A 20,837-nucleotide genomic window follows, 5' to 3' on the forward strand; every position below is an offset into this window, starting at 1 on the left:
AAGGAAATAACATGAGCAGAACACGGTTTGTAATATTATTAGCCTGCGTAACTATTCTGGTTGCCACTGGTATAAGCCTGTTGGGCGTTGAGGTCGTTAAAACAACGGGTAATGAGGAATTTTGTGGGGCATGTCATGAAATGCAGCCAATGGTAAAAACCTATCAGCAGGATACTCACGGTGGAAACAATCCACATGGATTCAGCGCGGAATGTGTGGATTGTCATCTGCCGCATACCAGTACGGTTGGTTACTTAATCTCTAAAGGGGTACAGGGCACCAATGATGTGATTAAAAAAACGTTTACTGATACGTCTGATATTAACTGGCTGGAAAACCGTAAAAAGCGAGAATCATACGTTTATGACTCTGGTTGTCTAGAGTGCCACAACCAGTTACTGGATAAGACGAAGGCTGATAACCCTAAATCACTTGAAATGCATAAACTCTACAAAGATATGAGCAATACGAACTCTGCACTCAAATGCGTATCCTGTCATGTCACAGTAGGTCATGCTGGTTCGTTACGGGGTGAATTAAACCAGACCACTCCTGAGTATAAGTTTCTTAAAGAGAGGCTTACTGACGAAACAAGGCACATTAAATAATTACCTGATGCAAAGTTCTTTCAGGGCGGGGAACATCTGAGCGTACTGTTTGAGGCTAATTAATTTTCAGGTGGCCGGTGAAACCCCGTCCTGCAGGTTAGGGAGAATGCAAAGCCTCTCCGGCGAAGAATTATGTCCCCGGCAGTGTTCAGGTAGAGACCAGGTTGTATTGATCAACGGAGCATCATTGATCTACTATACCAATGTTGTAAATGGTGTATTACTTGCACCCACCAATGTCCCTGTGATCTGAGAGGGGCGCCTTCGGGTGATCACAACACCAATGTTCCGGCGATCTGAGAGGGACGCCTTCGGGTGATTGCATACCAATGTCACTGTAGCCTGAGAGGTGACGCCTTCGGGTGGTACAGCCCTTTAATCTTTGGAAACGGCTGTCGTGTTGTTCTGCGACGAAGATATTTTTCTACGTATGTACCGTTTTCCGCTATTTGTTTTTACCTGCCTTAACTGTCAGTAGACAAGTTAATCTTCTGTTTACGGTTTTATTCCGTATCTTTTAGTACTACTTCTTTAGCCTTGTGCTCGAACAAACTTTGCATGTACGGGTATGCCAGCCATTTGGCGCGACGAACGTCGCAACATTTGGGGCATCTTCCGGACGACGCATTGAGCGTTTCGAGGATGAGCGCGTCACTTTGCTCAAGTGAAACGACGACAAAGTGACGCGCGAAGCGCCGAACGATTTAACCAGCTATATCAGGCCATACGGATCTGTTTGACAATCTGAACGATACGTAGTGCAACCGGAAAAACGTCCTGATACATCATTTAACCTCAACGTACGAAGTGGGAAACCGTAATGCCTACGTATAACTTATTGAAAAGGAGATAATTAACGCGATATCGATGGCGATGTCATAAAAAATGACGTCGGAGGCGACCTGGCGACGGGTACAGCTACGGCTGCGGTCAGTTCTCACTGATTTGGGACCTCGCAATACCTCAACATCTTGCATTCCCTGATGCACAGATATCCGTTAAGACGCTGGAGGCGCAATTCAAACCATGTCGTCGGGGGAGGGATGTATATGTTATTAAAATTTAATTTTCATATTCGTTCATCTGAACGCAGAACAACAGGTTTTCGTTTACGAGAACGAAGGTCTGCTGTTGTACGTTTTGTTTAAGGAGTTGTCATGTCCAGGGGAAGTAAATTGTTGAAACGTGAGCTCGTCATTCTTGCAAGAGAGGGGAAGGGTAGCTTTAAAACAGTATCAGATCGTTCAAAAATAGCAGAGCGATTATCTCATCGGTTGTTGGATTTAAATGTACAAATTCGTTCTGCGCAACAGATTAAGGTCCGGCATGTTGAATTGTATATTGAGAGTCGTAAGGCTGAAGGCATTTCTAACCGGACTTTACAGAACGAAATGGCCGGAATTCGAACCATACTTAATCAGTCTGGTAAGTCTAAAATGGCTGATCCGAATCACGAGCGATTAAGCAATAAATCGTTGGGTATTTCAGGTGCAAGTCGTATGGGCACTAAGTTGGCTATATCAGACGAGCGCTTTCGCGAGGCGCTCGCTCTGATTAAAGCGAAAGATGAAGGTGTTGCAGCGGTAATGCAACTTTCCCGTTATTTGGGATTGCGTAATGAAGAAGCTGTTCAGGCAGTGAAATCAATTAAAACGTGGAGGCAGGCTATATTACGTGGTGACGAAAGAGTAAGAGTAATATTTGGCACAAAAGGAGGCCGTTCACGAGATACACGTGTTGTTGATAAAGAAAAAGTATTATCGGCGATCAATAACGCGATTTCTTGTGCAGATAAAAATAATGGAAAATTAATAGACAGGCCGTCCCTTCAACAGGCGCTTGATCGTTATATTAATGTCATGCGCAGGGTCGGTGGTTTGAAATATGAAAATTCAAATCATTCCTTACGCTATGCATATGCCCAGGATGCGGAAAAATATTACCTTGAAAAAGGTTTCAGTCAAAAGGAAGCCAGCGCTTTGACATCCATTGATTTAGGTCACGGTGATGGCAGGGGTGACTATATAAAGCGAGTGTATAGTCAAAAATGTCTGGAGGATGAGTAAGACGTCTAAACCAGGAAGACTATCTTAATAGGTGTCAGGGTGATTTTGGTTCGAACATGATTATGAATTTCGATATGTTAAAAACTTCAGTTGTATTAGCTTGGGTTTGATCTGACGTTTTTCACTGGTAGCACATAATCAAATCCTGAACCCGATTTTAACATGAAACTGAGAAACTCCTCACACTGTGGTTCGTGATATTGGAGTTATTATAGCACTATAAAAGTTCGGTTATGTTTTAAATAAGTGTTAAATTAATGTTTCTTGATGATATGCTAAATAGGGAAGCCCTTATAGTTTTGGAGATGAATTACATGAAGCCAAAAGAGATACTTTGCCAATGGGTTGACGCATTTAATAATGCAGATGTAGAAATCATTTCAGAATTATATGATGATAATGCAATAAACCATCAGGTTGCCAATGAGCCAGTTATTGGGAAAGAGGCTATAAGGAAAATGTTTGAACAAGATTTTTCTATCCCAGAGATGGTTTGTATCGTCGAAAACATTTTCGAAGATGGACAATGGGCAATTTTAGAGTGGCGTTCATCATTAGGTTTGAGAGGTTGCGGTTTTTTTCAAATAGTAAATAATAAAATTATATTTCAAAGAGGCTACTGGGATAAGTTATCTTTCATTAAAAAGCACAACTTACCTGTTGAATGAAAAGAAATAGTTTGAAAATTTCTTATAATGCGCATTAAGGGAGGTATAATAATCTCCCTTAAAAATAGTTATAATATCAACGCTATATTAAAATATAGCCTTTAATTTAATGCCACACCAGTTTTATTAGTTCTGGTGTTAGGGCACGTAGAAAGTTTACTTAGCCGCATGTCCACTATTGGCACAGACCTGCCTGTCAGATTAGGTTCAGGTCTGTGTCATAGCTGTGTAAGGTCAAATCTGAGCTAATACACTTCCGTTAAGGTCTTGAATTTTCATTCTCTCTCTGGTTAATATAGTAACGCTTAAAACGTTGCCTGAGGCAACCACCAATGTTCCAGTGATCTGAGAGGAACGCCTTCGGGTGATTGCACACCAATGTCACCGTAGCCTGAGAGGTGACGCCTTCGGGTGGTACAGCCCTTTAATCTTTGGAAATGGCTGTCGCAATTTTTGCGATGAAGATATCCTCAACACTCACACTTCGATACTCGTCTTTCAGCATTTCCGGTGGGAAATCTTCCCACTGTGGCAGGTTTTTTACCGGTATTCCGGGTACAGACTGTTGCTCATTTTGGTCCAGTGTTTTCTTTGAAGGAAGCGCAACAAAAAGCCAGTGCAGCGCTCGTTCGTATCGCTCGCTTTGAGACGTTTAAACCACAAATCTTACATCCTGCCCATCGGGGAAAGCCTCCCCGATACGGTGATGGTTTTCTCCGTTTTACTTCTGGAGAAAACTATGAACATCTTTCTGACTTCTCTGGTCAGTATTCTGCATAAGGCACTGCCACGTATACGTCATGGCAAAAGTGAATGGATCGCCAATCACACCGGTTATCTGCGTTTTCAGGCGGAGGTCTGGCTGGATGATAACGACCATTTTCACGCAGTCGTGAACAAACGTTCCGGCTGGATGAATCCACGCTATGAACAGGTGGTGGATTGTGGCGAGTTTGATTCATTTCATTGTGCCATGAATACCGCGTACTCCCAGGCACTTGAACTTGCACATCTTCGCTATGCCTGGGAACTGACCGATTAGAATACGAATTTCCACTGCATTAACGTTTCCACCCAACAGGGGATTTTTCCCCGTAGGGGGTAAATCCCTCTGTTGCTGTTCTGACAGGAGGATTTATGAACGTTTATCAACTGAAAAACCGTACTGACGTTTTGATCTGGCTTTCACTGATTGAGGGCGATTTGGTGAGTATCCAGGCTTCTCTGAACGCCGGTTTATATCCGCTTTATGATGACAGGCAGGAGGAACCGGAGCTTGAATGTGCGGTATTCAACTGTGGTATGGCTTTTGGTGAATTTATGGAAAGGCTTGAATCAGAAGATATTGACGTTCTGACAACAGCCGGACATGAACTGACTGGCTCGATTGAACATATGGGGAGAATGTTGTGTGAACCCGTCTGGACACAGGCTGTTCTTCTGGGGCGCAATGAAGCCCGGGCAGACCGGGCTATATGCGCTGCAGAAGCTGATGGCTGGCTGTATGTTCCTGCTTAGCATGAGATTGTTTTTAACTTTTTGAGGTCTGTACTACAGGCCTGTCTGGGTCGGCTGGCTGAGCGCTGCCGTTGTTTTGCGGTGCTCCCTGGAACATTACCGGCTAACCATTCCTGTCTTTCGTCTGTCAGTGGCAACCCGATGAGGGAACAGCTGGAGGTTGAAAGACCGAGAATGCCATAGTATCAACTTTTTTACCCTTGCGGGGATGCCCGCCAGGGCTCCCGCATTTTACGCAGGAGGCCTGATATGGGTTGATAATTCCATTATTCATATTTTCCGTCGTTGCTGACGGGGTCGTATTGTTTTGTTTCACACCCCGGGGCCCAGCCCCGTCAGGGGCAGGTTCCTTTATTTCTACAGGGATCCTATGTCTCACATTCACCTTCCGTCGGTTTGTGAAAAAACCGGCAACACACTGACTCCGGAGCAGGAAAACCGCGTACGCCATCTGGTGCATGAGGAGTGTTATTCCCGCGACCGAGCAGCACTGATAAAGCTTATTGGCCTGATGCTCCTGCTGAAGCTGGCGGGAACCCTCATGCTGGCAATGTTGTTACTGGTGCTGCGTCTGTTCTGAGAAGAAGGAGATTCACAATGATGTTAACCACCCGCTTGTTTGTATTTTTGTTCCACCATCTCTGGCGCGTCATGCGCTGGACCGGGCTGACGGTGTATCACGGTATTTCGGTGTTATATCGTCGAAGACAGGCCAGACTGCAGGCCTCCGACTGGCGCCCCCGAACGGTGTATACCGGTCGCTGGCAGCTGGCCGATGATGGCCAGTTCTGCGGTCGGGCCGTTGTTCTCCGGCTCAGGGATGCGCTGAAACCCGGCGTGGAGCTGCTTTACTTCGGTGAAGAGGCTGCGGAGCCGTATTACAGCGAGCGACAATTTGTAGACGACAGGGAATCCGTGATGGTGGCTGAGCAGATGTTGCTGCGGTTTCTTGGCAGCCGGCACCGGCGGCAGAACCGGCGGAATGCTCCAGTGTCAGTGCTGGTTACTGACGTAGTGACAACAGCCCCGGTTAATGATGAGGCCGCATGATGGATATGATGGCGCTGCTGAGCAGCACGCCGCCGGCCGTCGCTATCGAGGAGCCGGTCTGGGAACAACTGGTAAATTACCCCCAGGCTACGGATTGTGAAAACGAACGGCTGCAGCGGTTGATATACCACGGTTTTCAGGCACTCAGTCAGGTGCCTTTGGGGCAGAGAATAGTGGAGTTTGGCTATTTCTGTCTCCCGCCTGATGGTGACCTTCATGCCCCACTGTGGCAGAACGTATGTATTAAACGTGAATATTCAGACGGTCAGGTGACATTCACTTTCGATCGTTAATCAGTTTTACCACCTACCCTGACGGGGAAACCCGTGAGGGGGACGCCGTCAGATTTTTTTACTCAAAAGGAGTCTGTATGAGCGTAATGACTACTAACGAAACCCCTGCATCCACAGTAGCAGAACCGGAAGTTTTTCGAAGAACCCGTAACCGTTTCAACCAGTGGTTACAGGCGGAATTTGACCGACATTATCACACTATGAGGGATGGCGGTTATCGCAGCTTTCTGAAGAAGAACCATCCGACGGAGCTGCTGCGCTATGACGAGGCATGTGAGGCCTTACGGCGGGAAGAATTTGCCCGCTTTGCCGAGCTGCAGACGCTGGGGCTGTACCTGCATCTGCAGGTACAGCAAAAAGAGGCGCAGTTCCGGCGGCGGCGTAACCGCCTGCTGCTGGGGATGACCTTAACGGGCGTGGTGACATCAGTGTTGCTATATGGTCACTTTCATCCTGAGCAGTTTTTGCTGATCGGACAGGAGCTGGCGACATTGCCTGGCCGTATCCTCGGATTTGTTGGCCGGCTGGTACCGTAATCACGAACGCATCCTGCGTTACTGAACCTTATCCCGCAGGGAGAGTGACTCCCTGTGGGGCGCTCTCCCTTTTTTTCAGGAGAGTATATGAACACACCGTTACATCCGGATGATATCAGCCGGTTTATCTCCGGCCGACTTATCAGTAGCCTGGCTGCAGGCCAGGTACCGTGGCGGGGCACAATTCCCGGGTTACCGGAACACGCGCTTACGGGCGTGCCGTTTACCGGTATTAACGTACTGTTATTGTGGCAGGCCATGCAGCAGCGTTCGCTTCGTTCAGGAAGGTGGCTGACCGGAGATGACCTCCGCCAACTGGGCGGTCAGGTCAGATCCGGTGAAAAGCCAGTCACACTGGTCCGCTACCGGCCTTCGTTATCGCTTTTCAAGGTAATTAACCCTGAACAGTGTGATGGTCTGCCGGATACGCTGCAACCGGGGTGGCCACTGTCTCCACGACCTCAGCCGTCACTGAATGTGATCCGCGACCTGCTTCAGAACAGTGGGGTTCCCGTGATCCACAGGGACAACGTTTTGCCGGTATACCGGGCATTGCATGACCGGATTGAGCTTCCACCCGCGGCATCGTATGCCGGAGAGGAGACATACTGGCAGGACATACTGAATCTGCTGGTTCAGGCTACCGGACATCCGCAGCGCTTACATCGCTTCGGATTAACAGTGGATACACGTACCGATGAGGTTCATGAGGCCCTGGTGGCTGAACTGGGCGCTGCTTTTCTGACGGCGTCCCTTGGATTGCCTGGCAGACATCCCTCCCGGCACGACGTGGCTCCCTGGGCGTCATTTTTAAACGACGACACGTGGCGTCTTTTTAAGGCGGCGGATGCGGCCCGCAGGGCGATGACGTGGCTGTGTGGGCGAAGACCCGCGATGACCACGGTGGAGATGTGGCAGAAGATGGCCTCATTGATTCTTGAAACGCATTACGGCTTTCCTCTCGACGACACCACGCTGGGCTGTCGCAGTGTGGTTGAGCACCATCTTGAGTGTGGTATTACGCCTCTGATGGCGATTAATGCGCTGGCCCGTATTTACCAGTGGGAACGTTGCGACCAGCCTCAGCGGTCGCTGTTTCTCAGCGAAGCCGGTCCGGACAGTGAAATACTGACGTTGTCTGAAATACGTCCTGAACTGCTGACCTGTTACCGCGTTCCTGCGCCCTCCGGTATGCCGGAGAAGAATGCGGATACGGAACAGGCCGACGGTTTACCTTTGTTACCGGCGCCGGTGGTGTCGGAAGGCGAGGGGGCGGCGAACGATGACGGACCAGATGATCCGGACGGGAATGACAATGTGGTGGCGCTGCCCTGGGCGGCGCGTCGGGGGCAGGCCAACCCGCACGTGCAGCGGTTTGTCAGCCTGTTTAACCAGACGGCACCGGATGAGAATCGCTGGCAGGTTTTCAGTGATTTTGTCCATATGGCAGCCTGCTCGCTGTACAACGCCATTCACCGGGATGAAGCTTTCGAAGCGGACTATATGCAGCGCGTGGGCCGTTATTCCCGGGAGGACGCGAATAACATGTCCCGCCTGCTGGCGGAGGTGATTGAGGGGCTGGAATTCTGTCCGACAGATTTTCTCGGGCAGATTTTTATGAACCTTGAGCTGGGTAATACCCGTCATGGGCAGTACTTCACCCCGTACAATGTCTGTTACACGATGTCACGTATGACCCTGAGTGACCGGCTGTCGGTGCTCACCTCCGGTGAGCGTGACTTCATCACCGTCAGTGACCCGGCCTGTGGGGCGGGTGGCATGATTGTGGCGATGGCGGAAGCCATGCTGGAGGCGGGGTTTAATCCTCAGAAACAGATGATGGTGTACTGCGTGGATATTGACCCGGTGGCGGCGATGATGTGTTACATCCAGCTGTCCCTGATGGGTATCCCGGCCATTGTGGCCACCGGCAACAGCCTGACCGTGGCAATTAAGCGGGAAATGGCGACGCCGATGTTTGTCCTGGGGCACTGGCACCATCGTTGGCAGGCAGAACGGACACGTCAGGCGGCGTAGCTGATTTTTTCACTTCACCCCGACAGGGTTCTCCCTGCGGGGAGAACCCTGTCTTTTACAGGAGTCACTTATGCTGCCCAGTTTTTATATTCAGCGGCAACTCAGTAAAACACCGGGCCTCAGTGTGAACGCTGAGGAGATTTTTTACCAGGTGGATGACCGTGAATCGGACTACGTCAATACTGACATGGTTCTGGACCGTGACCGGCTGTTGTCCGTGATGCAGTTTATGCTCGATGAGGTGGCGCTCAACCCGGATTTGCGGGAAAAGTGCCGCCAGGCAGAGCGTATTCTGACGCTGTGGATACGCGGCCTTGATGCGCTGGCAATGACCTCTGAGGATATGTCGATACTGCCCCGGACAATTTCGGAGTGCAGTGGACGGATTGATCGGCTGCTGCCGGGGGACCCGCAGGCACTGCTGGCGCTGCCGGATGATGCATTTTTACGGCTGACCGCCCAGGGTCATTTACTGTCCGGGGAGCAGTTCCCCCGGGAACAGCTTGCCGCGACGCTGCCTTACTGGACGCGTTTTATGGCGTGGGTGGCCCGCGAACTGTATCAGACGGAAGACCGTTGCCTGGTACAACTCAGCCGCCTTTTTCGCCGGCTGCACGTGGAGCCCCGTAAGGTACGCAGTTTTAACCTGGCCTTCGGGCGCATCGAGCTGCATATGACCGGGCGCGATATAAACGAGTGTCAGTATCTGTACGCATATGACGATGCGTCCCTGGAAGATTATCTGGAGGAAATCATGGCCGGTAATCTGACCCCGGTACGTTTTGAGGTGCGGGTGATATACCGCAACGATGTGGAACTGAACGTCTTCACGCGTGACACCGACGTAATTGACGTGGAGCATCCCCATGTCAGCGACTGGCAGGATGTGGTCAGTGAGGCGCTGGACTGGATACGCCAGGAAAGAACCTCACTCACCCTGATACCTTTAACCCGGCCGGTACTGAAACTGGCTGCCTGATTAACAACTTTACCCTCAGGGGATTTTCCCCTGAGAGGGAAATCCCCTTAATAAAACCAGAGAGGATTTTCCCATGAGCATTATTGACGAATACATCAGCCAGCATTATTCAGAACGGCTGAGCCTGGATGTGACCGAAGAGGATATCACCTGGCAGCTGCGGGGCAGTCACTCCGACTACGTAAACTCCCGGATATTATTCACCCGGGAAAAACTGATGGCGGTGATGGAGGCTATGCTGTCCGGGCTGGACAGTGATGAAGCTACGCTGGCGCGCTGCCGGCAGGTGCTGACACTGTGGATAGCCGGACTGGATACGCTGTCGAAGGAGGCAGAGCAACCGGACTGGTTGCCGCGGGTTCATCCTCACAGCAGCGGTCAGTGTGACCTGCTGCTGAAGGGGAACCCCACGGCGCTGACGGAGGCGGATGAGGAAACGTATCTGCGGGTGACCGGCCAGCAGGATTTACCGGCACACCGGCGTATTCCGCAGGCGACGTTCAGCCACACGGTGCGTTACTGGCACCGGTTTGAGACCTGGCTGGCAGAGCAGCTGCAGGACATCACGCAGCACTGCTACCGGAAACTGTGCCGCTTTGTGGCGAACTGCACGACAGAGCCGCGGCAGTTGCGCGAATTCCGCGGGGAGTACGGTTCACTGCGTTTATTTGTGGGACAGCAGGATATCGATGAAATTGACATTCTGGAGTTCAATCCGGAATACATCATGTCCTGGGTCGACAAAGTCGCAGACGGGCTGTTTACGCCGGTCTGCTTTGTGGTGAACGTGTACTACAAAAATGGCGCACTGCTGGCGTCGTTCCCCTGGGATACTGAGGTGGATAACATTAACCGGTTAACCGGCAAGGACTACGGCGAGGCGATGAGCCAGGCCATCAGCTGGGTACGTGAGCAGTTTGAGCCGCCGGTGATTGATCAGCCGGTACCACAGCAGCCGCGACTGGCTGCATAAGTTAACGATAAACCCATCGGGGAGAAATACTCCCCGGTGGGGTGTTTCTCCCCTTATTTTTGACAGGAGAAACATCATGCTGAAATTCAGCGCAAAAGACTTAAAACCTGTACTGCTTGAGGCCCGTAAAAACCACTGTGGCGTGGTACTGGTGAAGGACCATGGAATTTACATTATGTCTGAAACCGGTGAGATCACTCCGCGAGGCCGAAAAGTGGCTTATGCGAAGGGATGCCATCCGGAAAAGGATGAGGCCTGGTGGGATGCCGCCCGGGCAGAAGTAGGGGGTGATGATTTTGGTGAGTCGATAAATCTGACGGAAAGCATGATTAACCGTATTCTGAACGAGAGTAAACCACTGTATATCACGGCCAGTAACGAGTCATTTAAGATCGAGTGTTAAACCAGCGCGGGTCTTGTGACCCGCGTTAATCTTACCCTGACGGGACTAACCCCGTCAGGGGCCACTGAAGGGTAACGCTACTTACAGAGGGTACTAATCTTTCTGGATTATCAATTGTGCGTATGTTTTTGATGGATCGGTGACATCTGCCTGATCTGTCTGTTGCACAATTTTCCACCCCTCCCGGGCTAGTGCCGGGATAGTTCCGGAAATACTTTCGCCGCATTTAAATACCGTGTTATCAGTCAACTCGGCATTCGCCGCAGAGTTCTCTACCGTCTGTGATTTACAAACGTGAGCTTCTCCTGCCAGCGCTGGGCCGGCTACTAACAGACTGGTCAGTAATAGAATGTTTATTCTCATTTAAATCTCTCTTGTTCATACTCACATTAAAAGAATGGTTATCGGCACAACAATAACAGTTCTTCAGATGGCGATGTATGATTTTCAACCACGTAATTCAGTCTTTTTCGCTGAATCTAAATGAGCTGATTCAGCGCAATCGTGCAACAGGTAATTCAGCCCAGCGGGTGGTATAAGCTGGAGAGAGTAGCTCTCTTTTCATTTGCCACTCAGGAGCAATGCCTCGTCCCGCAAACCACACTTTTCCCAGTCCTGACTGGTTAATGCCGTCCACGATTCTCATTAGTTGACTGCTGTTGCTTCGGGGCTGAGTATCATCGAACAGGTTCAACTGCGAAACCCCAGTAGGAGTGAAATCAGTGAGCATGCAACCCGCTTTTGCATATCGATGGCCATTCACCCAGATCCTATCCAGTGCTTTTACCGCTGCAGCTATGATGTCCCTGGTATCCTGCGTGGGAGTCAGCAGCTTCTCAATGGCCACATTCCCGTAATACGGTTCGTTCACCGCGAACGGTGACGTCTTCACAAATACAGCAATCTGCCTGCAGAACTGCCGCTCGCCGCGCAGTTTTTCAGCTGCACGCTCAGCATACTGACAGACTGCCTGGCGCATGGCTTCATAAGTCGTGACGCGCTCCCCAAAGGATCGGCTGCAGACAATCTGCTGCTTGGGTGGCGGAGCCTCCTCCAGTGAAATACAGCTTTCTCCGTTGAGTTCCCGGAGGGTTCTTTCCAGCACAACGTTGAAATTTTTCCTGATAAATACAGGGTTCGCGCGTGCCAGTTGTAGAGCTGTAGTGATACCCATTGTGCCCAGTTTCCTGGATATCCTGCGGCCAACCCCCCAGATTTCTTCCACAGGCTGCAGTGAGAGCAGTTTCTCCGTTCGTTTAGGATTGTGTGATGTCAGGGCAAGTACGCCCCCGAACTGTGGCCATTCTTTGGATGCCCATTGCGCGCTTTTAGCCAGCGTTTTGGTAGGCCCCATCCCGACACCAATTGTCAGCCCCGTTCCGGAGCACACGTGCTTGCGTAGCTGTCGGCCGAAGTCTTCATAATCGATGCAGCTGTCTATACCACTGATATCGAGAAACATTTCGTCGATAGAGTACTGTTCAACGCGAGGAGCCAATTCTTCGAGATGAGCCATAACGCGGTTCGACATCGACGCGTAGAGTTCGTAATTACTCGAGAACGCAACGACAGGCACAGGAAATTCGGTCGATTTCAATTGAAACCACGGAATTCCCATTTTAATGCCCAGTTGCTTCGCTTCTTTTGAACGCGCGATAACACATCCATCGTTATTACTGAGCACCACAACTGGCTTATTACGCAAATCGGGACGAAATACTTTCTCACAGCTGGCATAGAAGCTGTTGACGTCAGCCAGGGCGAACATCAGTCTCCACTCCGGGTTTTGTGTACGAATGCGGTCACGACACCGAATATCTGCAGCTCTTCTGGATAGAGGATGGGGTATGCAGGATTCATCGGCAACAGGGCGATTCGGGGCTTTAGCTGCAGGCGCTTAACGGTGAACTCGCCATCTGTTTCCGCGATGACAATATCTCCCTGCATGGGGTTTTCGGCTTTATCGACCACCATAAGATCACCAGAATGTAGACCCATATCCCGCATCGAATCACCAATCGCCCGAACAAAGAAAGTCGAACTGGGACGACGTATACAATACGCATTCAGATCCAGCTCTTCTTCTGTATAGTCAGCTGCTGGAGAAGGAAAACCGGCAGCACATCGCTCTGTAAACAAAGGGATTTTTAACGCTTCTTGAATGGAGGCTATGGGAATAAATTGCAGCATGTTATACCTCAAAAATAACTGTATGCATATACAGTATGCAGGTATAAATTGTTACGTTCAAATCGATGACTGGATTTTTCTGATAACTGGCTGAAGCAACGGGAATTAAAGTTTACGCTAAGGTTGCCATTAAGACTGAACCACGTGTATTGCCCGGTAAGCCTTTTTTGAACAGGCTTACCTATCGCAATGGGGTGTACTCCCACGTTATAAGGTGTTGTCAGGAATTTGACCTTTATCGGATAACCTAAATGCGATACCGCAATTTCCGATCTTCAAACTTCCCCCTCACATAAAGATCGTGTTATGCCCGGAGAAACGCGTTGTCATAAATTCCTTGAACAGTTGTACGGTGGATGCTGCAGTGGAGCTCCATGCGAAATCCTGAAAAATATAATGCCCGCAATACGGCAATATCAGTAAGGAGGCATCCGGAATAAGCGTTTTCATTTCCAGAAGCTGCTCCGGCAGCACCATATCCCTGTCCCCGCCGACAATAAGTACAGGCACACTTATGCCTGCAAGGCACTCCTGGCTGATGACACTCTCCTGGTTCCACATTCGTTTTGTTTTTGCTATATAGGTTTCCGGTTCGGGGGCGGGATTGAGTTCGCCATACTGTCTGAGAATGTCCGGCATGGTTTCCTGCACAAACCCCACTGACAAGGCGTCAAACATGGCAAGGCACCCGTCTGACATGCCGGATCGTCCTTTATAATTTCCCGAGACCGCGATAAGACTTTTTACCTGCTCCGGAAAACCTGCTGCCATATGCAGGCCAATGTTTGCCCCATCGCTGCAGCCGATGATATGAACCGGGGGCAGTTTCATTTCGCGGAGAAATGCAGCCAGTTCTCTGGCCATCAGGGCACAGTCGAAAGGCGCATCCGTGTCTGCTGTTCTGCCGTGGCCACGACGGTCCACGGCAATGACGCTGAACCTGTCCTCCAGCTCTGTCAGTAAACGCGTGTAATTGACGCAGGTATCAAGCCCGCCGTGCAGAAAAAGGACTGGTTCTCCCTGTCCTGCCAGTGTGTAATACCAGTTAATTCCCTCAGTCATTATTCGCATTGCTTTATCCTTTCTGAATATACAAAATCAGTCTTACTGAATTCTGAAATGGTTAATACAGGCCGCTGTTTTTCTTTTGTTGTGCATTTGCCTCTTAGCATGAGATGGTGATCACATACGTTTAGTTTAACGTCTATCATGTGCGGAGCCGTGGGCCACTGACGGGAAACGGCCTGTGGGATGCACCGGCGATTCGCTGAGAGTTTGACTGCTTTTTAAAAAGGGGGCAGTTACACAGAATTATTTACAAGGTCTAAGGTTTCCTTGCAAGGTAAATAGCGGTAACAAAGTTACGCCTAACCTTTCCTCCAAAATCCTTTTTCACAACTCTCTCTATCTCATTGAGCAATCGCTTGCGTTTTGCCTCACTTAGTCGCGCAACCGGTGAAAATGTTGAAATCAATTGTCTGGTCTGTCGGGCATCCATTTCTGCTTCCCATCTAAACTCATCACTAATTATTCCGGTAAACCCGGCTTTTGCCAGATCATCTTGCCTCTCTCTTTTTTGCAGTGGGTAAGGATAGTGGTGACCCGCTTTATGTGAAGGACTGGCACTAAGGGGAGCAAACAAGTGCTCTGTTCTTTTCATGAAGACATCCGCATTATGTGGGTCGCCAAAAACATTCCACCACATGGCAAACCATCCACCGGGGCGCAGAAGCTGGAATATCTTTTTGAGTCCGCTCACGGGTTCTATCCAGTGGAAAGAGGTGGCTGCAATCCCCAGATCAAAGCAGCCCGGTTGTAGTATTGCCTCCTCAAAAGTGGAATTAATAATCGAGTATGAATCCTGAGAATACTGACTCAGCCTTTCCTTTAATCTTATAGCCAGATTGTGGTCAGGTTCGACTGCTTTTACCTGATATCCCATATCGAGAAGATGTTCCGTTGCTTGCCCGGTCCCTGGCCCAATTTCGAAAGCCATCCGGCAGATTTCTGGCCCGCAATACTCTTTAAGTAATGCAAATATAGGTAACGGGTAATCAGGCCTGCCCTGTTCATAGGCATTGGTATCTCTGCCAAACAGAGCCCGCCCTTCCTTAAGGGGAATGTGCTTTTGCATCCTCTTTCTCCTGTATTTCAGACTAGCGATACATTGGTGTGTGCCCGGCATACTTCGGGGTTAGCACGCGGTAATGCCTGTCGGGCGTTATCCTTTGATATGAACCTATATCCTAATCTGCATCCATGTCGCGATCGGAACAACGTGATCCACTACACCCATTTTATCTCTCACTTTGCATCAGCCATACTGAAGAAAAGGAATGTTGTCAGGGTAAAGGTCAGAGCAACCAGAGACATGTTTTTATGCTTTGCGGCTAAGCAAGCTCTCAGCACCAGATAACCCAATTAACACTACAGCCGCTTCTGGCTTAATCGGGGAGCCCGAACTGTAAGCTTTGGCGCTGTATTTAGAGGTCAGTTAGATATCGGATGACCATAGATTCTATATCCTAAATGGCCTCTTTAGTAACAAAGATTGTCATCATAAGCACAATATGTCGTATATAAATATAAAATCTTCCAAGATGTGTTACGAGAGTGATTTTATATCATTTACATTGTATCGCAGAGTTGCTGGAAATTAGGTGCTTATCATTTTATACCGTCCATTAATAATGTTCTATTTATATATAGATTTTTGCCTTTTTTTTATGCTAGAAAATTAACATTCTTCCTTTTTAATAATCTATTGCAGTATTTGATATTATTTTGCAAATAGATAGAAGGTTTTGAGTGAACAATTGAAAAGAGAAAAAATAACGAAGGTAATTTCACTAAATATTGGGTTTTTTGACGTGTGAAATTAAATTTTCAATGATTTGATATTGATGAAAATTTTCCGAAATAACTGAGGTGACAATGGAAGCTGATAAAGAACTTGAAGAAAAGGTCAAAAGAGAAAGTAAAAGAAGTGAGCCCTATTTTATAGCTGCTATTTTTGCTCAAATCACGGGGTACATTATTTACCAGTACGGTCATATTTATATGTTGACACTGCTTGCCATCCCTCTGTTTATGGTTGCAATTTTTTCATCTGCTTTCCTTGTTTACGATGATATAAAAACCGAGCCAGATCGAATTAAAGTGGATAAAATAAATAAAAATGATGCCCTGCTGCTTAAAATTGATGGGGTGGGTCTTTATTTCGCCACGGTGGTAATGATTGGTTATGATGTAATTGCTATTTTCAAAATAATTTTGCAGGGGGGGGTATAATGGATGTTAATATGAAAAGCAATTCCAATGATAAAATTGAATCCACAGAAGAATGGAATGCTGTGACAAATAAGATCCAGTTCATTTATCATTCTCTTGGGAAAAGATATTTTGAAAAACATATTGATATTTACCGTATTGTTCTGGGCAAGGTCGGCCTCACGGCTTCTCTTGCGGTCCTGATGGCGAAACATAAGGCCGGGGAAGACACCGTCAGTGACTGGCTGGCTGCTGGTTCCGATCTTTCCATGTTATTAGCGGGATATACCGGTAACCCTGCTGCTGCAACTGCTGCCACCGTTCTTGGGATCGCAGCGTTTTTGACCTCCGACGGATTCCATGATTTTGCCCGCACACTTCTGGATATGACTCAAAAATATGGTATTGCCGATCCTGAGACTGGTGGCTGGTTGTTGCCTCCAAATAATCAACTGATGGAGATGTTCCCTGGACCAGAGGGGCCAGATATGAGCGATGCGGAAAATACTTCTTCACCTATTATCATTGATCTCGATCGTGATGGTGTCGAAACTATTTCGTTGGAAAACGGTGTTTTCTTCGATCATGACGGTAATAAATTCGCTGAGAGCACCGGCTGGGTATCGCCGGACGATGGGTTGCTGGTATTTGATCGGGACGGCAATGGACAGATAGACAATGGAAGCGAACTGTTTGGTAATAATACGCTTCAGGCGGACGGTACGAATGCTTCAAATGGTTACAATGCCCTGAAAGAGTATGATGATAATAATGACGGTGTACTTGACGAAAACGATGCCATCTGGAATCAGCTGCAGATCTGGCAGGATAAAAACAGCAACGGAAGAGTTGATGAGGGTGAATTATTAACGATGAAGCAGGCAGGTATTGCATCAATTAATACCATGTATAAAAACTCATCAACAACTGACAGCCAGGGGAATTTGCATAAACAAACAGGAAGCATTACTTATACTGACGGCAGTAAAGGTCAGTCGGCAGATGTGTGGTTCAATACGGATACGGGAAATACCCGCTACGATGGCGATAAAAATATCCGTGATGATATCCGGACAATGCCCTATGTCCGGGGATTCGGAAATATAACGGATCTTCATGTCGCAATGACCGGAAATGCACTACTGGAATCACTCGTAAGAGAGTTTATCTCCGACCCGGTAAAAGCAAAAAGCAGCGGGTTGCTTGAGAGAATTATCTACTCCTGGGCCGGGGTGGATGGCATAGCAGCAGACGCCCGGGGAGAGTATATTGACGCCAGAAAACTGGCTGTGCTGGAGTCGGCTTCTGGCAAACCCTATAAAAATAATACTAACGGTACGACAAATCCTCTTTCCGGAGCGGCAGAGGTTCTTAAAGCAGAATTTGCTGAGTTTTCAGACTGGGTGGAAGCACACCTACTGGCGCAAACTCTTTACAGTGAAGCGTTCGGACTGATAACAATGGAGTTAAATGCCGATCTGAGCGGTGCCACCTGGAACTTTGCGGCCTTCGAAGCATATCTTGATGGGCTCAAAAAAACAGATACTAAACAGTATCTGCAACTGAGTAATATCTTCTATTCCTATCTTAGTTACTCTAATCATCTGAAGGACATGCAGGATAAACTGGGAATTGATCCCAGGCATACATTCATTGGCAGTGAAAATATTGACGCAATTGTGGGGTCATCTGGAGATGACATCTTATATGGCGGTACCGGGAACGACATTCTCAGGGGCGGTGCCGGGAACGACACCTACCTGTTTAACCGCGGTGACGGCCAGGACACCCTGCGCGGGGATTATCAAAGTAAGGCGGAGACCAACACGCTGAAGTTCGGGGCTGGTATTACGGCAGACCAGGTGACGGTTCGCTGCTCCGGCAGCGACAACCTGCTGCTGACGCTGGCAGGCAGCACCGACCGTATCCTGGTGGAGAGGTTCTTCTCCGGTGATAACTGGAACCCTCTGCAGGTGGTGGAGTTTGCCGACGGGACGCGCTGGACGATGGCAGACCTGGTGGCCCGTGCGCAGCAGGGCACAGACGGGGCAGACACCCTGACCGGAACGTCGGGAGACGACGAGCTGTACGGGCTGGCAGGCAATGATGTCCTCAACGGCCAGGCGGGGAACGATACCCTGTACGGCGGGGAGGGGAATGATACTCTCAACGGCGGTGACGGGGACGATATCCTGGCGGGTGGCGCCGGGAACGACATTCTCAGGGGCGGCGCCGGGAACGACACCTACCTGTTTAACCGCGGTGACGGCCAGGACACCCTGCGCGGGGATTATCAAAGTAAGGCGGAGACCAACACCCTGAAGTTCGGGGAAGGTATCACCGCAGACCAGGTGACGGTAAAACGTTCCGGTTACAGTGGTCTGCTGCTGACCCTGGCGGGCAGCACCGACCGTATTCTGGTGGAGAACTTCTTCTCCTCTGACCAGCCGGATGACACCTATAACCCGCTGCAGGTGGTGGAGTTTGCGGACGGGACGCGCTGGACGGTGGAGGACCTGGTGGCGAAGGCGCTGCAGGCGACGGACGGGGCAGACACCCTGACCGGGACCAGCGGGAACGACGTCCTGTACGGGCTGGCAGGCAATGATGTCCTCAACGGCCAGGCGGGGAACGACACCCTGTACGGCGGGGAGGGGAATGATACTCTCAACGGCGGTGACGGGGACGATATCCTGGCGGGTGGCGCCGGGAACGACATTCTCAGGGGCGGCGCCGGGAACGACACCTACCTGTTTAACCGCGGTGACGGCCAGGACACCCTGCGCGGGGATTATCAAAGTAAGGCGGAGACCAACACCCTGAAGTTCGGGGAAGGTATCACCGCAGACCAGGTGACGGTAAAACGTTCCGGTTACAGTGGTCTGCTGCTGACCCTGGCGGGCAGCACCGACCGCATCCTGGTGGAGGACTTCTTCTCCTCTGACCGGCCGGATGGAAATTTCAACCCGCTGCAGGTGGTGGAGTTTGCGGACGGGACGCGCTGGACGGTGGAGGACCTGGTGGCGAAGGCGCTGCAGGCGACGGACGGGGCAGACACCCTGACCGGGACCAGCGGGAACGACGTCCTGTACGGGCTGGCAGGCAATGATGTCCTCAACGGCCAGGCGGGGAACGACACCCTGTACGGCGGGGAGGGGAATGATACTCTCAACGGCGGTGACGGGGACGATTTTCTCGTGGGCGGTACCGGGAACGACATTCTCAGGGGCGGTGCCGGGAACGACACCTACCTGTTTAACCGCGGTGACGGCCAGGACACCCTGCGCGGGGATTATCAAAGTAAGGCGGAGACCAACACGCTGAAGTTCGGGGCTGGTATTACGGCAGACCAGGTGACGGTTCGCTGCTCCGGCAGCGACAACCTGCTGCTGACGCTGGCAGGCAGCACCGACCGTATCCTGGTGGAGAGGTTCTTCTCCGGTGATAACTGGAACCCTCTGCAGGTGGTGGAGTTTGCCGACGGGACGCGCTGGACGATGGCAGACCTGGTGGCCCGTGCGCAGCAGGGCACCGACGGGGCAGACACCCTGACCGGAACGTCGGGAGACGACGAGCTGTACGGGCTGGCAGGCAATGATGTCCTCAACGGCCAGGCGGGGAACGACACCCTGTACGGCGGGGAGGGGAATGATACTCTCAACGGCGGTGACGGGGACGATATCCTGGCGGGTGGCGCCGGGAACGACATTCTCAGGGGCGGCGCCGGGAACGACACCTACCTGTTTAACCGCGGTGACGGCCAGGATACCCTGCGCGGGGATTACCACACCACCCCGGAGACCAACATCCTGCAGTTTGGAGCCGGTATCACCGCGGATCAGGTGACGGTGAAGCGTTCCGGCAGCGACAACCTGCTGCTGACACTGGCAGGCAGTACCGACCGTATCCTGGTGGAGAGGTTCTTCTCCGGTGATAACTGGAATCCCCTGCAGCAGGTGCAGTTTGCGGACGGGACGCTGTGGCTGGCCGACGACCTGCTCAGCTATCTCGATGACGGTATCCCGCTGCCGGCCGCGGATACCGGCTCTGACAGTGCTGTCCCGGTGAGCCTGATGCGACAGCAAATCAGTCAGTTCATGGCTGCTGCGGATGATGCTGATACGTTGCTGATGGCACCTGAACAGTTCACGGCCCCGGTACTGGCCGCCGTTCAGAAAACTTCATTCGGCTACTGAGATAACCCCCGGGCATGATGCCCGGGCTTCTTTATCAGCAAGGGAAAAAG

The 20,837-nt window shown here is 50.3% G+C and carries 19 protein-coding genes; 15 read left to right on the plus strand and 4 right to left on the minus strand.

Annotated features, from left to right (window positions below; all coding sequences use genetic code 11):
- The first annotated feature begins 11 nt into the window (after window positions 1–11).
- From On2M_RS02440 to On2M_RS02500, 13 genes are all read left to right on the plus strand, one after another.
- A complete protein-coding gene (locus On2M_RS02440) occupies window positions 12–608 on the plus strand; it encodes a NapC/NirT family cytochrome c (protein ID WP_210904281.1) in 597 nt (198 codons plus the stop codon).
- Window positions 609–1,765: 1,157 nt separating this feature from the next.
- Complete coding sequence (locus tag On2M_RS02445; protein WP_210904282.1) at window positions 1,766–2,674, plus strand: integrase domain-containing protein; 909 nt, start codon at window positions 1,766–1,768, stop codon at window positions 2,672–2,674.
- Between the two features lie 314 nt (window positions 2,675–2,988).
- The gene (locus tag On2M_RS02450; RefSeq protein ID WP_210904283.1) at window positions 2,989–3,342 is read left to right on the plus strand and encodes a nuclear transport factor 2 family protein; all 354 of its coding nucleotides are present in this window, start codon (window positions 2,989–2,991) and stop codon (window positions 3,340–3,342) included.
- Window positions 3,343–4,081: 739 nt separating this feature from the next.
- Window positions 4,082–4,384 (plus strand): hypothetical protein, encoded by a 303-nt coding sequence (locus On2M_RS02455; RefSeq protein ID WP_210904284.1) that lies wholly within the window; start codon window positions 4,082–4,084, stop codon window positions 4,382–4,384.
- Between the two features lie 95 nt (window positions 4,385–4,479).
- Window positions 4,480–4,860 carry a hypothetical protein gene (locus tag On2M_RS02460; protein ID WP_210904285.1) on the plus strand — a complete coding sequence of 127 codons (381 nt, stop codon included), beginning with the start codon at window positions 4,480–4,482 and terminating at the stop codon, window positions 4,858–4,860.
- Window positions 4,861–5,230: 370 nt separating this feature from the next.
- On the plus strand, window positions 5,231–5,440 hold the full coding sequence (locus On2M_RS02465; RefSeq protein WP_000018145.1) for a hypothetical protein: 210 nt from the start codon (window positions 5,231–5,233) through the stop codon (window positions 5,438–5,440).
- Between the two features lie 17 nt (window positions 5,441–5,457).
- Window positions 5,458–5,910 (plus strand): hypothetical protein, encoded by a 453-nt coding sequence (locus tag On2M_RS02470; protein WP_210904286.1) that lies wholly within the window; start codon window positions 5,458–5,460, stop codon window positions 5,908–5,910.
- Complete coding sequence (locus On2M_RS02475; protein WP_247604914.1) at window positions 5,907–6,203, plus strand: hypothetical protein; 297 nt, start codon at window positions 5,907–5,909, stop codon at window positions 6,201–6,203. Before On2M_RS02470 ends, On2M_RS02475 begins: the two co-directional genes overlap by 4 nt.
- 77 nt (window positions 6,204–6,280) lie before the next feature.
- Entirely contained in the window at window positions 6,281–6,739 is a 459-nt protein-coding gene (locus On2M_RS02480) for a hypothetical protein (RefSeq protein ID WP_000115421.1), read from the plus strand.
- Between the two features lie 87 nt (window positions 6,740–6,826).
- On the plus strand, window positions 6,827–8,776 hold the full coding sequence (locus On2M_RS02485) for a zincin-like metallopeptidase domain-containing protein (protein WP_210904287.1): 1,950 nt from the start codon (window positions 6,827–6,829) through the stop codon (window positions 8,774–8,776).
- Window positions 8,777–8,846: 70 nt separating this feature from the next.
- Window positions 8,847–9,755, plus strand: coding sequence for a hypothetical protein (locus On2M_RS02490; RefSeq protein WP_210904289.1), 909 nt, complete (start codon window positions 8,847–8,849; stop codon window positions 9,753–9,755).
- 73 nt (window positions 9,756–9,828) lie between these two features.
- Window positions 9,829–10,728, plus strand: coding sequence for a hypothetical protein (locus On2M_RS02495; RefSeq protein WP_210904291.1), 900 nt, complete (start codon window positions 9,829–9,831; stop codon window positions 10,726–10,728).
- 76 nt (window positions 10,729–10,804) lie between these two features.
- Window positions 10,805–11,131, plus strand: coding sequence for a DUF3085 domain-containing protein (locus On2M_RS02500; RefSeq protein WP_210904293.1), 327 nt, complete (start codon window positions 10,805–10,807; stop codon window positions 11,129–11,131).
- Window positions 11,132–11,624: 493 nt separating this feature from the next.
- On the opposite strand, the gene On2M_RS02505 is transcribed toward On2M_RS02500, so the two are convergent.
- The 4 genes from On2M_RS02505 to On2M_RS02520 form a co-directional block, all read right to left on the minus strand.
- Complete coding sequence (locus On2M_RS02505; protein WP_210904294.1) at window positions 11,625–12,899, minus strand: Y-family DNA polymerase; 1,275 nt, start codon at window positions 12,897–12,899, stop codon at window positions 11,625–11,627.
- Complete coding sequence (gene umuD / locus On2M_RS02510; RefSeq protein ID WP_210904295.1) at window positions 12,899–13,321, minus strand: translesion error-prone DNA polymerase V autoproteolytic subunit; 423 nt, start codon at window positions 13,319–13,321, stop codon at window positions 12,899–12,901. The genes On2M_RS02505 and umuD overlap by 1 nt, the downstream gene beginning before the upstream one ends.
- 288 nt (window positions 13,322–13,609) lie before the next feature.
- A complete protein-coding gene (locus On2M_RS02515; RefSeq protein ID WP_210904296.1) occupies window positions 13,610–14,383 on the minus strand; it encodes an alpha/beta hydrolase in 774 nt (257 codons plus the stop codon).
- A 262-nt stretch (window positions 14,384–14,645) separates the two neighbouring features.
- Window positions 14,646–15,455 (minus strand): class I SAM-dependent methyltransferase, encoded by an 810-nt coding sequence (locus tag On2M_RS02520; RefSeq protein WP_210904297.1) that lies wholly within the window; start codon window positions 15,453–15,455, stop codon window positions 14,646–14,648.
- Window positions 15,456–16,255: 800 nt separating this feature from the next.
- Between On2M_RS02520 and On2M_RS02525 the strand changes: the two genes are divergently transcribed.
- Together On2M_RS02525 and On2M_RS24360 are read left to right on the plus strand one after the other, a co-directional pair.
- Complete coding sequence (locus tag On2M_RS02525) at window positions 16,256–16,612, plus strand: hypothetical protein (RefSeq protein WP_210904298.1); 357 nt, start codon at window positions 16,256–16,258, stop codon at window positions 16,610–16,612.
- A gap of 11 nt (window positions 16,613–16,623) precedes the next feature.
- Entirely contained in the window at window positions 16,624–20,787 is a 4,164-nt protein-coding gene (locus On2M_RS24360) for a calcium-binding protein (RefSeq protein WP_282096865.1), read from the plus strand.
- The last annotated feature ends 50 nt before the right edge of the window (window positions 20,788–20,837 follow it).

It is taken from the genome of Citrobacter sp. On2M, from assembly GCF_018035235.1.
In the GTDB taxonomy this organism is placed as follows: Bacteria; Pseudomonadota; Gammaproteobacteria; order Enterobacterales; family Enterobacteriaceae; genus Citrobacter; species Citrobacter meridianamericanus.

Coding starts and splice junctions, on each gene's coding strand:
- On2M_RS24360 (WP_282096865.1), top strand. CDS start 16,624: ATGAAAAGCAATTCCAATGATAAAATTGAATCCACAGAAGAATGGAAT.
- umuD (WP_210904295.1), bottom strand. CDS start 13,321: ATGCTGCAATTTATTCCCATAGCCTCCATTCAAGAAGCGTTAAAAATC.
- On2M_RS02480 (WP_000115421.1), top strand. CDS start 6,281: ATGAGCGTAATGACTACTAACGAAACCCCTGCATCCACAGTAGCAGAA.
- On2M_RS02500 (WP_210904293.1), top strand. CDS start 10,805: ATGCTGAAATTCAGCGCAAAAGACTTAAAACCTGTACTGCTTGAGGCC.
- On2M_RS02505 (WP_210904294.1), bottom strand. CDS start 12,899: ATGTTCGCCCTGGCTGACGTCAACAGCTTCTATGCCAGCTGTGAGAAA.
- On2M_RS02495 (WP_210904291.1), top strand. CDS start 9,829: ATGAGCATTATTGACGAATACATCAGCCAGCATTATTCAGAACGGCTG.
- On2M_RS02460 (WP_210904285.1), top strand. CDS start 4,480: ATGAACGTTTATCAACTGAAAAACCGTACTGACGTTTTGATCTGGCTT.
- On2M_RS02485 (WP_210904287.1), top strand. CDS start 6,827: ATGAACACACCGTTACATCCGGATGATATCAGCCGGTTTATCTCCGGC.
- On2M_RS02470 (WP_210904286.1), top strand. CDS start 5,458: ATGATGTTAACCACCCGCTTGTTTGTATTTTTGTTCCACCATCTCTGG.
- On2M_RS02465 (WP_000018145.1), top strand. CDS start 5,231: ATGTCTCACATTCACCTTCCGTCGGTTTGTGAAAAAACCGGCAACACA.
- On2M_RS02515 (WP_210904296.1), bottom strand. CDS start 14,383: ATGACTGAGGGAATTAACTGGTATTACACACTGGCAGGACAGGGAGAA.
- On2M_RS02450 (WP_210904283.1), top strand. CDS start 2,989: ATGAAGCCAAAAGAGATACTTTGCCAATGGGTTGACGCATTTAATAAT.
- On2M_RS02525 (WP_210904298.1), top strand. CDS start 16,256: ATGGAAGCTGATAAAGAACTTGAAGAAAAGGTCAAAAGAGAAAGTAAA.
- On2M_RS02490 (WP_210904289.1), top strand. CDS start 8,847: ATGCTGCCCAGTTTTTATATTCAGCGGCAACTCAGTAAAACACCGGGC.
- On2M_RS02475 (WP_247604914.1), top strand. CDS start 5,907: ATGATGGATATGATGGCGCTGCTGAGCAGCACGCCGCCGGCCGTCGCT.
- On2M_RS02445 (WP_210904282.1), top strand. CDS start 1,766: ATGTCCAGGGGAAGTAAATTGTTGAAACGTGAGCTCGTCATTCTTGCA.
- On2M_RS02455 (WP_210904284.1), top strand. CDS start 4,082: ATGAACATCTTTCTGACTTCTCTGGTCAGTATTCTGCATAAGGCACTG.
- On2M_RS02520 (WP_210904297.1), bottom strand. CDS start 15,455: ATGCAAAAGCACATTCCCCTTAAGGAAGGGCGGGCTCTGTTTGGCAGA.
- On2M_RS02440 (WP_210904281.1), top strand. CDS start 12: ATGAGCAGAACACGGTTTGTAATATTATTAGCCTGCGTAACTATTCTG.